Genomic DNA, 13,571 nt, shown 5'->3' on the forward strand with positions numbered 1-13,571 from the left:
CAGGCCTTCTCGTACCAGGTCAGTGCCTCACCGAAGCTGCGCGCGGCGGTCAGGGTGCCGGCGAACCACTGTTGGGCCCGCGCGTCCCCTGCCTCCAGCGCGCGGGCGTAGTAGTGCGCCGCCCGCTCGTGACCGGCGCCCTCCAGGGCGCGGGCGGCGTCCACCAGCGTTGCCGGGTCGATCGAGGCGGCCTCGTCGAACCAGGCCAGGGCGGACTCGGGGCGGCCGGCGGCGAGCAGCCATGCCGCGCCCGCGTGGAGGGACGACGCCCTGCCCTTCGCGGGCAGGGCCGCGCAGACCTGCCGGGCCTCGCCCGCGCGGTCCGCGTGGATCAGCCGGCTGACGACAGACAGGACCGGCATCTCGCGTGCCGGCCAGGGAAATGCCTTCAGCCGTGCCACGGCTTCGTTCAGACGGTCGTCCGGCAGCAGCTGTGCGTACAGCAAAACCTCCTCTCCGTCCGTCGGCACCGCTTCCAGTACGCCCAGCGCCTCCTCCTGGCGGCGCGACGCGGCCAACGTCGACGCCCGTCAGGTCTGACCGGGCCTCGGTCAGACCTGACGCCACGGCTGCCCGGAAGAAGGCGTTGGCTTCCGGCCAGTCCTCGTCCGGCACAGGGGCGTAGGACTCGAAGAGGTGGCGGGTGCGGCCGACGGCGACGGCACGCGCCAGCAACTCCCGGGCCTCGCGCCAGCGACGGACGTAGACAGCGTCCACGCAGGCCAGTTGGTAGGCATCGAGGTTTCCGTCCCGCGCGGCATTCTCGTAGTAGCGCAGAGCTTCGTCCCACTCACCCGTTTCGACCAGTCGCCAGGCGAGATCCAGGGCCGCCGTGCCGTCCGGGAACCGGTCGATGATCACGTCGTACCACTCCCGCGCCCGCTTGCTGTCGCCGCACTCGTAGAGGTGCCCGGCGGCATCCACCAGCGGCTCCGGGTCTGCCGCGGCGTCCACCGCCCTGGCGAACCACGGATCGCCCGCAGGGTCCGTCTCCCACCGCAGGGAAGCGATCCACGCCAGCGCGGCCGCGTCCGAGGCCTCGGCGGCGGCATCGGTCCAGGCTTCGGCCTCGGGGATACGTCCCTGATGCCGCAGGAACTCGGCCGCCTGCCACCACGCGTCTCGGTTTCCGGCCCGCAGCGCGTCGCCGCACAGATCGTGGGCCAGCCGGTACAGCCCCCGGTGGTGAGCGGTCCGCGCCAGTTCCAGCAGACCGGTGGCATCCATGTGCGCGGCCAGTGTCCGCCACAGCGCGGGAGGGACCGGCTCGACGGTCCGCTGCTCCTGCCCGTACTGGTCCAGGACGTCGCTCAACCGGTAGTGCGGGACTCCCGGTGGGGCGTCCGCGGGCGGCGGCGTGGGGGTGAGGGGCCCGGCGGCTCCGAGGCACTCCTCGGTGGCGTACGAGAGGGCCTCGCGCAGCCAGTCGCGGCGGCGCAGCAGCCGCTCGCGCTGGGAGGGGCTGAGGTAGACCGGCACCGCGGCTTCGAGGAGTGCGAGCGGAATCCTCTGATCGTGTCCGAGCCGACGGATGTCCATGGCGGCGAGCAGCAGCGCCCGCGCGTTCTCCGGCGCGGCTTCCCACCGGGCCAGGACCACGGGCGTTCCGGCCAGCCACTGCGCGACCTCCCCGTCGGCGGCCTGTTCCGAGGCCGCCGCGAGCCTCGCGTCGGTGCTCGCCGCACGTCCCAGCGCCCGCATGTCGTCGTCGGTGAAGCGGGGCGGAACGGGGATCGGATCCCGCAGCAGTGACTGGAAGCACCGGGCCCTCGGGGCGGTTCCGGCGGTCAGCTCGTGCCACGTCCGCGTCCACATCGTCCCCAGAACGAGTACGGGCGCCCGCCGCGCGCTGTGGACGAGGTCGTCGATCCGGTCGGCGAGCTGCCTGCCGTCGGCACCGCCGGTAGCGGGCAGGCACGTGAAGCGGGTCTCATCCAGCCAGATCACGGTGTGCGGCGCCACCCGGTGGAGCCCGGCGAGAGCTTCCTCCGCGCTGTACGGTGCCCACAGCCGCCAGTCACCACGACGCCGCAGCGCGCCGAGCGCCTCCCAGCAGGCGCGGCTCTTGCCGTAGGAGGAATCACCGGTCAGCCAGAGCAGTGTGCTCTCCCCCGCCGTGACCGCCGCGTCGACTCCGGCCGCCAGCCGTTCGTCGTGTGCGCGGCGTACGTAGGGCGGCAACGGGGGCGAACCCGCCGACCGCCCCCTGCGCACAGCGATGCTGCGGTGAACTCCCAGCGCGAAGGGGTCGGTCGCCTCGGTCAGCCAGTCCCCCACCGGCTCGTGCGGCGGGCGGGACGCCGGACCGGCGGGCGTGTTCCGCGGCGCGATGGGCTCTGTGGGTACGTCGACGGGTGCTGGGGCCGGAAGGCCGGGACCGGGCGCTCGCTCGCCGGGCTGCCCGGTCGGTCGCTCGGCGCGTGCCAGGCGTCGCCGGCTGAGCCACCGGTCGAACGAGAGGAGTCCTGGCGTCAGACGGTTCGCAGGGGACAGGCCCTGGCTCCGTCGGGCCTGGACCGTCGTATGGACCAGGGCGGTGACGACCCGCTCGTTGGGAACGTTCCTGCCGGAGCACCAGTCACTGAGGCGCTGCTCCGAGAAGCTCGGGGCGCGCTTCGGGGGATCCGGGAGTTTCCGTTCGATCAGGGCGGCCCGGCGCGCGAACTCCGCCCTGCTCAGCCCGGAGGCGTCGATCAGATCGACAACACGCGCGGCGAACTCCCGACGATGTGACGGCGGTTCGTGGTCCGTCAACCCCACCTCCGGATATCTCCGGTCCGGATCCGCTCCGGACAGTTCGACCGTAACCCCTCCCGCCTGCGGTTCTTCCCGGTATGCCGAAACCGGACCCTGCCGCGACACGGCCTCCGCCCCACCATCGCCACCATGACGAACACACCCACCCGCCAGTCCGCCGCGGGATCCCTGCGGCGCCCGCTCGCCCGCCCCTCCGGGCCGGCGCGAACCCGCGCTCGTACGGCCCGTGCAATCCGCTCAGCCCGTGCGGGCATGGCTGCCGCCGTGCTGGTCCTGCCGGTCCTGCTGATCCTGTCGGCCTCCGCTCCTGCTCAGGCCGTCGCGGAACCGAGCACCACCCCGGCCCCCGCGTCCGCCCCGGCACCGATGCCCGCACGGACCGACCCCGCGCCCGCGACTCCCGTACCGGTCACGGTGGTTCAGCCGCCGGGCATCAGCGGATACCTGCCGGCCGATGACGTGCCGGTGCTGTTCATCGCCACGTTGATCGCCTTCCTCGCCTCCCGGCCCGGTGGCAGAGAGGCGGTCAGGGCACTGGTCGCGGTGTGGCGCGACGGAGGGGGCGCGCCTCCGCCGGCATAGCCGCGGGCCTCGTCGTCACTTGGTGAAGACGAGACTGACGTTGTGTCCGCCGAACCCGAACGAGTTGGCCAGCGCGGCGGACCACTGCCCGGTGCGCCGCTCACCGCGCACCACGTCCAGTTCGACGCGCGGGTCGAGTTCGTCGAGGTTGCGCGTGGCCGGGACCGTACCCTCCCTGAGCGCGAAGAGAGCGGCCATGGCACCCACCGTTCCGGACGCGCCGATCATGTGACCGGTCATCGACTTCGTCGCCGTCACCGCGGCGTGGCCGCCGATCACCAGGTTGATCGCCTCGGCCTCCGCCAGATCACCGGACTCGGTGGAGGTGGCGTGGGCGTGCATGACTCCGATGTCCGCCGGGGCCAGGCCGGCGTCGCGCAGCGCCAGTCTCATGGCGGAGGCCTGGCCTTCCGCGTCCGATGCCGTGATGTGGCCCGCGCTCGAACCCACGGCGCTGCCGGCCAGCGTGCCGTAGGCGCGTGCTCCACGGGCATGGGCCGAATCGGCGCGTTCGAGCACCATCATCCCCGCGCCCTCGGCCATGACGAACCCGGACCGCTTCACGTCGAAGGGGCGGGACACGGTCTCCGGGTCCGTGGACCACGTCGACAGGGCCTTCATCTGGGCGAACGCCGCGATGGTGAAGGGGTGCAGGCATGCCTCCACCCCGCCTGCGAGGACCACGTCGGCCCGGCCGCCGCGGATCAGATCCTGCCCGAGGGCCAGCGCCTCGGCCCCGGAGGCGCAGGCGCTCACCGGAGTTCTGGCGCCGCCCTTCGCGCCCAGGTCCATGCTCACCCACGCGGCCGGCCCGTTGGGCATCAGCATGGGGACCGCGAACGGCGACAGCCTGCGGATTCCGGCGCGTTCGAAGACGTCGTCCTGCCCCAGTGTGCTGAGGACACCACCGGTCCCGGTACCGATGACAACGGCGAACCGTTCCGGCTCGACCTGCGGAGCCCCGGCGTCCTGCCAGGCTTCGCGGGCACAGAGTATGGCGATCTGCTCGCCTCGGTCCAGCTTCCTGGCCTCGGCCCTCGGAAGCAGGGAGGCGGGATCCACCGTGAGCCCGGCCGCCACGTGCACGGGCAGGTCCTCGGCCCATTCCTCCGCGAGGAAACGCACCCCGGACGTACCGGCCAGCATCCCCGACCAAGTCGACGGCGCGTCGGCTCCCAGTGGCGTCATCGCACCGACCCCCGTCACCAGCACACGACTGTCTTGGGTCATACGAGCCTCCTTGAACTGTATGAATGCTACAGAGAACCCGACTTGCCCCATGGCGATCATTTCAGTGTTCAGAAGGGAAATCAGGGCAGGAGTCGATCGATCCGAAAGTGAGAAATTGTTATACCTCAACAAATCCAGCCCCCGGCCCGGGTGGCGGCGGCGGCTTCACGGAGTGAGCCCCGGTTGCCGCCGGTGCTGAACTACCGCATCACGGAACGGGACTCGTGCCCCGCACTGCGGCACCTCGGGATCGCCCCGCGCCACACATGGCCGAATCCTTCCGGGACCAGGGCAAACATCGCCCGGCTGCGATCATCGCATCGAGTTAATATCGGCGGATTTCCTTGGTCCGGGCGGCGGAGCGGCCATTACTGTTCCCCTGGATCTGGACGGATTCACCTTCGTATCCCACGTTTCCGTCCAGTTGTTTGGTCTGTTCGCATATGACCTCGACTGCCCTGACCAAGGAGAGCCTCCCCGATGACTGTTGACTCGAACTCGGATGCACGTCTGGAACTGCCCAAACAGTCCAGTCTCGGGACAGCGGCTGCCCGTAACCTCGCCACCACGACCAAGTCCGCCCCGCAGATGCAGGAGATCACCTCCCGCTGGCTGCTGCGGATGCTCCCCTGGGTGGAGACCAAGGGCGGTGCCTACAGGGTGAACCGCCGGCTCGCCTACACCGTCGGGGACGGCAAGGTGGAGTTCGTCCAGGACGGCGCCGAGGTCCGGGTGATCCCCCAGGAGCTGGGTGAACTGGCCCTGCTCCGCGGCTTCGACGACCTCGACGCGCTGACCGCCATCGCCGGCCGGTGCGTCCAGCGTGACTTCCGGGCGGGCGAGACTCTGGTCGAGCGGGGAGCGGCGGCGGACCGGATCCACCTCATCGCACACGGCCGCATCGGCCAGACCTCCGTGGGCGGTTACGGCGACGAGATCACCCTGGACGTCCTCGCGGACGGCGACCGGTTCGGGGACAACGCACTGCTGGACGAGGAAGCCCGGTGGGAGCAGACCGCTGTCGCCGAGACCTCAGGCACGCTGCTCACCCTGTCCCGGGCCGACTTCATGTCCGTGGTCGCCTCGGCCCCCGACCTCCGCGACCACATCGAACAGTTCACCTCGCGCTCCCGCCAGGCGCAGAACCACCGCGGTGAGGCCGAGATCGCGATGTCGGCCGGTCACACCGGCGAGCACGCGCTGCCCGGCGCCTTCGCGGACTACGAGCTGAATCCGCGCGAGTACGAACTCTCGGTCGCCCAGACCATCCTGCGGATCCACACCAGGGTCGCGGATCTCTACAACGGGCCGATGAACCAGACCGAGGAGCAGCTCAGGCTCACCATCGAGGCGCTGCGCGAGCGCCAGGAGCACGAGCTGATCAACAACCGGGAGTTCGGGCTGCTCCACAACGCCGACTTCAAGCAGCGCATCCAGCCGCACTCCGGCGCGCCGACCCCGGACGACCTGGACGAACTGCTCTGCCGCCGCCGCGGTTCCAAGTTCTTCCTCGCGCACCCCCGGACGATCGCGGCGATCGGGCGGGAGTTCAACGCGCGCGGACTCTACCCGGACCATGTCGACCTCGGCGGCCAGCAGGTCCCTGCCTGGCGCGGGGTTCCGATCCTCCCCTGCAACAAGATCCCCGTCACGCAGGAGCGGACCAGCTCGATCCTCGTCATGCGTACCGGCGAGGAGAACCAGGGCGTGGTCGGCCTGCACCAGACGGGTCTGCCGGACGAGTACGAGCCGGGGCTGTCGGTCCGCTTCATGGGGCTCGACGAGAAGGCGATCACGTCCTACCTCGTCACCACCTACTATTCCGCGGCCATCCTCGTGCCGGACGCGGTCGGTGTGCTGGAGAACGTGCAGATCGCCAACTGGCCCAAGTAGCCGGCCGGCCCGTGCCGCGTGGTGCGAGGCCCCGGATCCGGCGGGCCGATCGCGCTCGCCCGGTGCCCCGCACCCGGAAGCCTCCGGACAACCGCCCACCCACCAAGGAGTCATGGATGCCCGCACCCGAGCTGCCGCCTCCGCAGCCGAGCCTGCCGGAGGCCGCTTCCCGCTTCGGGGCCCACGTACTCACCGAGCCCGCGTCGCGCGCCCGGGACATCGGCGCCGCCGCCGGGGGCCTGCCCCGTCCGCCGGTGCTTTCCCGGGCGGCCGCGCCCACGCCGCCCGCCCCCACCCCGGCCGCGCCGGATGCCGGGTCCGGACGGGTCCTGGGAGGGCCCACCGGCCTGGGTACCGCAAGCCTGCGCATGCTGCTGCGGGACGCGCCCCGGCGACCCCGGCCGCCACGCCGGAGACCGGTGCGGCGGCGGGTGCCCAGGCCGGCGCCGAGGGCAAGGTGATCCCGGGGCTCTACTACCACCCGATCCCCGAGCCCGATCCGGTGCGGGTCGAGGAGGTCAGCCGGAGGATCAAGGCCTGGGCCCTGGACGAGGTCTCGCTGTATCCCGAGGACCGGGAGGAGGAGTTCGACGGCTTCTCCGTGGGCCGCTACATGGTCGGCTGCCATCCGGACGCGCCCACCATCGACCATCTGATGCTCGCCACCCGCCTGATGGTGGCCGAGAACGCGGTGGACGACTGCTACTGCGAGGACCACGGCGGATCGCCCGTTGGCCTGGGCGAGCGGCTGCTGCTGGCGCACACCGCCCTGGACTCCCCGCACACCACAGCGGAGTACCAGCCGCAATGGGCGAAATCGCTGCACGCGGACGCGCCCCGGCGGGCCCACCGCTCCGCCATGGAGTACTTCGTCCGAGCCGCCGGCCCCTCCCAGGCGGACCGGCTCCGGCACGACATGGCCCGGCTGCACATGGGCTACCTCGCCGAAGCGGCCTGGGCGCAGATGGATCACGTCCCGCAGGTGTGGGAGTACCTGGCGATGCGCCAGTTCAACAACTTCCGCCCCTGCCCCACCATCACCGACACCGTCGGGGGTTACGAGCTCCCCGCGGACCTGCATGCCCAGCCGGCCATGCAGGAGGTCATCGCCCTGGCGGGAAACGCGACGACCATCGTGAACGACCTGTACTCGTACACCAAGGAGCTCAACGCACCGGGCCGGCACCTGAACCTGCCCGTCGTGATCTCCGAACGCGAGGGGATCTCCGACCGCGACGCCTATCTGAAGTCGGTCGAGATCCACAACGAGCTCATGCACGACTTCGAAACCGCCGCGGCGTCCCTGGCCGCGGAATCCCCCGTGCCGAGTGTGCAGCGCTTCCTGCGCGGCGTGGCCGCCTGGGTCGACGGCAATCACCACTGGCATCAGTCGAACACCTACCGCTAGAGCTTGCCCGACTTCTGGTAAGAGAATGGATTCATCCGTGACCAACGCCGAACTCACCGCCACCGTCGGCTCCACCCGCGCATCCGCCTCCGCCCCGGTGCGCATCCCCGGCCCCGCGCCCCCGTACCAGGGAGACATCGCGCGCTACTGGGACGGCGAGGCCAGGCCCGTGAACCTGCGCCTGGGCGATGTCGACGGGCTCTACCACCACCACTACGGCATCGGTGAGATCGACACCGCCGCGCTCGCCGCCGCCGGGGACGGCGCGGGCGAGAAGGCGCTGATCTCCGAGCTGCACCGGCTGGAGTCGGCGCAGGCCGAATATCTCCTGGGGCACCTGGGTGACATCGGGCGGGAGGACACCCTGCTGGACGCCGGCTGCGGCCGGGGCGGCTCGATGGTGATGGCGCACCAGCGCCTCGGGTGCAAGGTCGAAGGGGTCACGCTCTCCGCCAAGCAAGCCGAATTCGCCAACGGCCGGGCCCGCGAACTCGGCCTTCAGGACCACGTACGGGCGCGTGTCTGCAACATGCTCGCCACCCCGTTCGAGACCGGCTCCGCGGCGGCCTCCTGATCGCGGCGGACCGCGTCTGACCTCGCGCGCCGCGCCCCCTGACGCCCCGTCGGCCGCGGTCGGCGGGGGTGTCAGGGGGTGGCCGCGGACACGACGTACACGACGGGGGCCATCGGGTCGGTCATGTCGACAGTGATGTCCTGGGTGGGGCGCGGGTCCTTGTTGGTGTGCGTGGTTCCCGCCCACGCGACGCCCTTGCCGAAGTACCAGCCCGCGACCTTCGTGTCACGGGCGCCGACCGTGATCCTGCCCTCGGTCAGGGCCGCCCGGCCGGTGCCGACGTTGGTCAGGAACCGGTCGAGGCCGTTGGACGACGTGCGGAACTGCACGTACATCCGGCTGGCCTTCCAGTTGTTCGTCTCGTAGTACTCGACGTCCTGCGCGTCCCAGGGAATGGGCACCTCGAAGATCCGGCGCAGCATCCGGGACGGCCAGCCCTCGCGCAGACCCTGCGCGGCGGCCTCCGCGGCCTTGTCCTGGCCGGAGCGGCGGCTCTGACTCGCGGAGATCAGCAGATATCCGGCCGGGACGCCGATGAGCAGCACGATGATGGTCGCCGTGATCAGGCGCCGGCGGATCGTTCTGCGCCGGTCCTCCGGCAGCCGCCCGTCGCCCGGTTCGGGCGGCGGGGACTGACGCGGCACGACGGGGTGCTCGGCTGCGTTCATCGCTCTGGGAGTCCCTAGGAAGTGCGGGTGTTGCGGGTGTTACGGATGGTGCTCGCCGCCTGGTCGTAGATCTGCGCGTACCGCTCGTACCGCTCGACGCGGCGGCGGTTGGTACGGCGGAACCTGCGGGCCACCAGTCTGGCGAGGTCGGCGGCGCCGACCATACCCGCCTCCGGGCCGAGCTGCGCCTTCGCGATGCGCGCCTCCGGGCGGTAGCCGCGGCCGGTGAGGTGGCGTTTGAAGGCGTCCCTGGCCGGTCCGATCAGCAGGTCGTCGGCGGCGCTGACGCCGCCTCCGATGACGAAGCAGGAGGGGTCGAGCGCGGCGGCCAGGTTGGCGATGCCGACGCCGAGCCACTGGCCGATGTCCTGGAGGAGTTCGATGCACATCGCATCGCCCTCGCGGGCCAGTTCGGTGATGAGCGGTCCGGTGATCTCGGGGACGTTGCCCTTGACCCGTTCGATGATTCCGTGGGCCACCGGGGAGTCCGCCGCGGCCAGTTCTCTGGCCTCCCGGACGAGTGCGTTCCCGGAGCTGTACTGCTCCCAGCAGCCCCGGTTGCCGCAGGGGCAGCGGTGGCCGCCGGGCACCACCTGCATGTGGCCGAACTCACCCGCTACGCCGTATTTGCCGCGCTTGACCTGACCGTCCTCCAGGATCGCGCCGCCGATGCCGGTGCCGAGCGTGATCATGACGAGGTGGTCCTCGCCCCGGCCGGCGCCGAAGCGCCATTCGGCCCAGGCGGCGGTGTTGGCGTCGTTGTCGACCATCACCGGGACGACGAGCCGGGAGGCGATGGCGTCGCGCAGCGGTTCGTCGCGCCAGGCGAGGTGCGGGGCGAACAGCACCTTGGAGCGGTCCGCGTCGACCCAGCCGGCCGCGCCGATGCCCACCGCGTGCACGTCGTGCCGGTCGGAGAGGTCGAGGACCAGCTCGACGATGGTGTCCTCGACGACCTTGGGGCTCTTGGACTTGTCCGGCGTCTCGGTGCGCAGGGTCTCCAGGATGTTGCCGTCGGCGTCGACGACGCCGGCCATCACCTTCGTCCCCCCGATGTCGATGCCGACGGTGGGGACCCGCGGCGCGGTGAGGTGCGAGCGCCGCTCCCGGGTGCCGACGGTCCGCAGGACGGTGGCGCGGGCGGAGCCGCGGTGCGTGAAGTCGCGGTACGTGCTCATCGTCCCTGGGGGGTCGGGGGTGGCCGGGCTCGTGCCGATCCCGGCGGCGGGCGGCGCCCGTCGGCCCCGATTCTGCCACTGCCGGAGGGACGGGGCTGCCGGACGGGCTCCGCGGCCCGGCCGGACTACGGGGTGTCGTCCTTCGTCGCGGGGCCGCCCGGCAGGTCCGGTCCGGGGGTCCGCTCCAGCTCGTGGCTGAGCTCCTCCAGCTCGCTGCCGCCCGCCATCTGGCGGGTGAGCTCGTCCAGCGTGATGCTGCCCCGGGTGTGGCTGCCGGCCATCGCGCCGCGCTTGAGCAGCACGAAGCGGTCACCGACGAGGTACGCGTGGTGCGGGTTGTGCGTGATGAGAACCACGCCCAGCCCGGCGTCCCTGGCCGCCGCGACGTACTTGAGGACGACGCCGGACTGCTTGACGCCGAGCGCCGCGGTCGGCTCGTCCAGGACGAGCACCTTGGCGCCGAAGTGGACGGCCCGTGCGATGGCCACGCACTGGCGCTCACCGCCCGACAGGGTGCCGATGGGCTGGTCGACGTCGCGCAGGTCGATGCCCATCCGCAGCAGCGCGGAGCGGGTCGTCCCGCGCATCAGCCGGACGTCGAGGCGCTTGAAGGGACCCACGCCGGTCGTCGGCTCGGAGCCGAGGAAGAAGTTCCGCCAGACCGGCATCAGCGGGACGACGGCGAGGTCCTGGTAGACCGTGGCGATGCCCCGGTCCAGGGCGTCGCGCGGGTTGGCGAGGGTGGTCTCCTCACCGTCGACGAGGAAGCTTCCGGCGTCGTGCCGGTGCAGCCCCGCGATGATCTTGATGAGGGTGGACTTGCCGGCGCCGTTGTCGCCGAGGACGCAGGAGATCTCGCCCGCGTGCACCTCCAGCGAGACGTCCTCCAGCGCCTTGATGTTGCCGTAGTACTTACTGACGTGGTCGAGCTCGACCAGCGCCTGCGGCACGGTGTCCTTCGGCACGTCCGGTGCCTTGGGGGCCGTCATTTCGTCGCCTCCGCGCGCTTGCGTACCCATGCGTTGAGCAGGGTGGCCAGGAGCAGCATCGCTCCGAGGAAGAATTTGAACCAGTCCGGGTTCCACTCCGCGTACACGATGCCCTTGCTGGTCATGCCGAAGATGAAGGCGCCGACCGCCGAGCCGATCGCGGAGCCGTAGCCGCCGGTGATCAGGCAGCCGCCGATGACCGCCGCGATGATGTAGATCAGCTCGTTGCCGACCCCCTCGCCGGACTGCACCACGTCGTAGCTGAACAGCAGGTGCTGTCCGGAGACCCAGGCGGCGAAGGCGACGCCGAGGTACAGCCCGATCTTCGTCCGGATCACCGGGACGCCGACCGCGCGGGCCGAGTCGGCGCCGCCGCCGACCGCGTAGATCCAGTTTCCGAAGCGGGTGCGGAGCAGGATCCAGGTGGCGACGGCGACGAGGACCGCCCACCACAGGATGGTCACCTTGAGCTCGACGCCGCCGACGGTCCAGTAGGAGGCGAAGAGCTTGCGGGCGGAGGGAAAGCCCTCCATGTTGCCGATGGTCTTCGTCGAGACGGTCTTGCTGATCAGCTTGGTGAAGCCGAGGTTCAGTCCGGTCAGCATCAGGAACGTACCGAGCGTGATGATGAAGCTCGGCAGTTTGGTGCGGGTCAGCATGAAGCCGTTGAACGCGCCGATGGCGAGCGTGACCAGCAGCGACACGAAGACGCCGACCCAGACGTTCGCCGTCATCTGGTAGCTGAACATCGACGAGATCAGCGCGGAGCTGGTGACCATCACCCCCGCGGAGAGGTCGAACTCGCCGCCGATCATCAGCAGCGCCACCGGCGCGGCCATGATCCCGATGGTGGAGGCCGCGTACAGCACCGTGCCGAAGCTGGTGGCGCGCAGGAAGCTGTCGGCCACGATCGCGAAGAAGAGGAAGACGGCCAGCGCGCCGACGACCGAGCCCAGCTCGGGGCGGCCGAGCAGCTTGCGCAGCGGTGAGGTGCGCAGCAGCCGCTCGTCCGTCCCGGCGGGCGACGAGGATCCGGAGGCGGCGGTCATCGGGTTCCCCGGTCCGCGTACTCGGCGAGCTGGGCGGCGTCGGCGGAGGTGATGACCTGGGGGCCGGTGAGGACCGGGCGGCCGCCGCCGAGCACGTTGCGGTTGTAGCGGTAGAGCCAGAGCAGGTCGATGGCCTCGTACCCCTGGAGGTAGGGCTGCTGGTCGACGGCGAAGCCGAGGGTCTTGGCCTTCAGCTCCGCGGCGACCTTGGCGTTCAGGTCGAAGGTGTCGATCTCGGCCTTGCTGCCCGCGGTCTGCTTCGCCTTGACGGCGGCGTCCGCGAACGGCGCGCCGAGGGTGACGACCGCGTCGATGTCCTTGTCGGCCTGGAGCTTCGCCTCGATGGAGGCCTGGACGTCCGGCATGTTGGTGCCCTCGACGTACAGGTTCTGGATCTGGCCGTCGAAGGCCTTCTTCGCTCCGGCGCAGCGCTGCTCGTGGCCCACGTTGCCCTGCTCGTGCAGGATGCACAGGGCTTTCTTGCGGCCGCGCTTGTTGAGCTCCTCACCGACGGCCTCGCCGGCGATGGACTCGTCCTGGCCGATGTGGGTGAGCGCGCCGAACCGCTTGGACTCCGCGACGCCCGAGTTGACCGTGATCACCGGGATGCCGGCCTTGGTCGCCTTGGCGACGACGTCCTTCATGGCGTCGGGCTTGGCGAGCGTGACGATCAGCCCGTCGACCTTCTTGTCGATGGCGGCCTGGACCAGCTGGGCCTGCTGCTGCGCCTCGTCGTTGTGCGAGTACAGGAAGTTGATGTTGTCCTTGCCGGCCGCCATCTTGGCGCCCTTCTGGACGATGTCCCAGAAGGTGTCGCCGTCGCCCGAGTGGGTGACCATGGCGAAGGTCCAGCGGGGCGTGTTCACCGCGGACCGGCCCTCGGCGGCGGACTGCGCCGCTCGCTCCTCCGCCCGCTTGCCGCCGGTGCTGCTGCATCCCATGAGGGAGGCCCCGAGCACCGCCGCAAGCACGGCGCCCATCGCACGTACCCCTGTCCGAACCCTTGCCACGACTGCGTGCCCTTCTCGTGCTGCTCGTTGTGCTGCCGGCCCAGCCGGGGCCCGTACGGTCCCGGTCCGGCTGGGCAAGTATCCCCGAGAAGCCGGGAAGCCTCCGACACCGTACGGAAGTCATGGGGCGCTGTCACCGTACGGGGCGGCGGGAATCGAAGGAGTGAGGCGGGGGGCCCGGCAGGGCGGGCACGGGCCGCACTCCGACACCTGGCCGACTTTGTCAGGACATA

9 protein-coding genes and 2 pseudogenes are annotated in these 13,571 nt (G+C 70.9%); 4 read left to right on the forward strand and 7 right to left on the reverse strand.

Translation table 11 applies throughout. The features are described from left to right. Positions 1-27: 27 nt before the first annotated feature. Positions 28-2,754 (reverse strand): tetratricopeptide repeat protein, encoded by a 2,727-nt coding sequence (locus tag RLT59_RS05455; RefSeq protein WP_311302327.1) that lies wholly within the window; start codon positions 2,752-2,754, stop codon positions 28-30. A gap of 132 nt (positions 2,755-2,886) precedes the next feature. Here RLT59_RS05455 and RLT59_RS05460 point away from each other — a divergent pair, with 132 nt between their 5' ends. Next, positions 2,887-3,339, forward strand: a complete 453-nt coding sequence (locus RLT59_RS05460) for a hypothetical protein (protein ID WP_311302328.1) — start codon at positions 2,887-2,889, stop codon at positions 3,337-3,339. A gap of 15 nt (positions 3,340-3,354) precedes the next feature. Here RLT59_RS05460 and RLT59_RS05465 read toward each other — a convergent pair whose 3' ends face one another. Further along, entirely contained in the window at positions 3,355-4,569 is a 1,215-nt protein-coding gene (locus tag RLT59_RS05465; RefSeq protein WP_311302329.1) for a beta-ketoacyl-[acyl-carrier-protein] synthase family protein, read from the reverse strand. Between the two features lie 480 nt (positions 4,570-5,049). Between RLT59_RS05465 and RLT59_RS05470 the strand changes: the two genes are divergently transcribed. The 3 genes and pseudogenes from RLT59_RS05470 to RLT59_RS05480 form a co-directional block, all read left to right on the forward strand. Continuing rightward, positions 5,050-6,462: a family 2B encapsulin nanocompartment shell protein gene (locus RLT59_RS05470; protein ID WP_311302330.1), complete on the forward strand. Its 1,413-nt coding sequence runs from the start codon at positions 5,050-5,052 to the stop codon at positions 6,460-6,462. Between the two features lie 116 nt (positions 6,463-6,578). Next, positions 6,579-7,870: pseudogene (locus tag RLT59_RS05475) on the forward strand (family 2 encapsulin nanocompartment cargo protein terpene cyclase). Positions 7,871-7,907: 37 nt separating this feature from the next. Then, positions 7,908-8,441, forward strand: a pseudogene (locus RLT59_RS05480) (SAM-dependent methyltransferase); the annotation flags it as partial. Positions 8,442-8,515: 74 nt separating this feature from the next. On the opposite strand, the gene RLT59_RS05485 reads toward RLT59_RS05480, so the two are convergent. The 5 genes from RLT59_RS05485 to RLT59_RS05505 form a co-directional block, all read right to left on the reverse strand. Next, complete coding sequence (locus RLT59_RS05485; protein WP_311302331.1) at positions 8,516-9,112, reverse strand: hypothetical protein; 597 nt, start codon at positions 9,110-9,112, stop codon at positions 8,516-8,518. Positions 9,113-9,126: 14 nt separating this feature from the next. Then, complete coding sequence (locus RLT59_RS05490; RefSeq protein WP_311302332.1) at positions 9,127-10,290, reverse strand: ROK family glucokinase; 1,164 nt, start codon at positions 10,288-10,290, stop codon at positions 9,127-9,129. A 125-nt stretch (positions 10,291-10,415) separates the two neighbouring features. Further along, positions 10,416-11,279 carry an ATP-binding cassette domain-containing protein gene (locus RLT59_RS05495; RefSeq protein ID WP_311302333.1) on the reverse strand — a complete coding sequence of 288 codons (864 nt, stop codon included), beginning with the start codon at positions 11,277-11,279 and terminating at the stop codon, positions 10,416-10,418. Continuing rightward, on the reverse strand, positions 11,276-12,328 hold the full coding sequence (locus RLT59_RS05500; protein ID WP_311302334.1) for an ABC transporter permease: 1,053 nt from the start codon (positions 12,326-12,328) through the stop codon (positions 11,276-11,278). The genes RLT59_RS05495 and RLT59_RS05500 overlap by 4 nt, the downstream gene beginning before the upstream one ends. After that, positions 12,325-13,308: a sugar ABC transporter substrate-binding protein gene (locus tag RLT59_RS05505; protein WP_311302335.1), complete on the reverse strand. Its 984-nt coding sequence runs from the start codon at positions 13,306-13,308 to the stop codon at positions 12,325-12,327. The genes RLT59_RS05500 and RLT59_RS05505 overlap by 4 nt, the downstream gene beginning before the upstream one ends. Positions 13,309-13,571: the final 263 nt, after the last annotated feature.

Origin of the sequence: Streptomyces sp. ITFR-6 (genome assembly GCF_031844725.1) — a bacterium.
Taxonomy (GTDB): domain Bacteria; phylum Actinomycetota; class Actinomycetes; order Streptomycetales; family Streptomycetaceae; genus Streptomyces.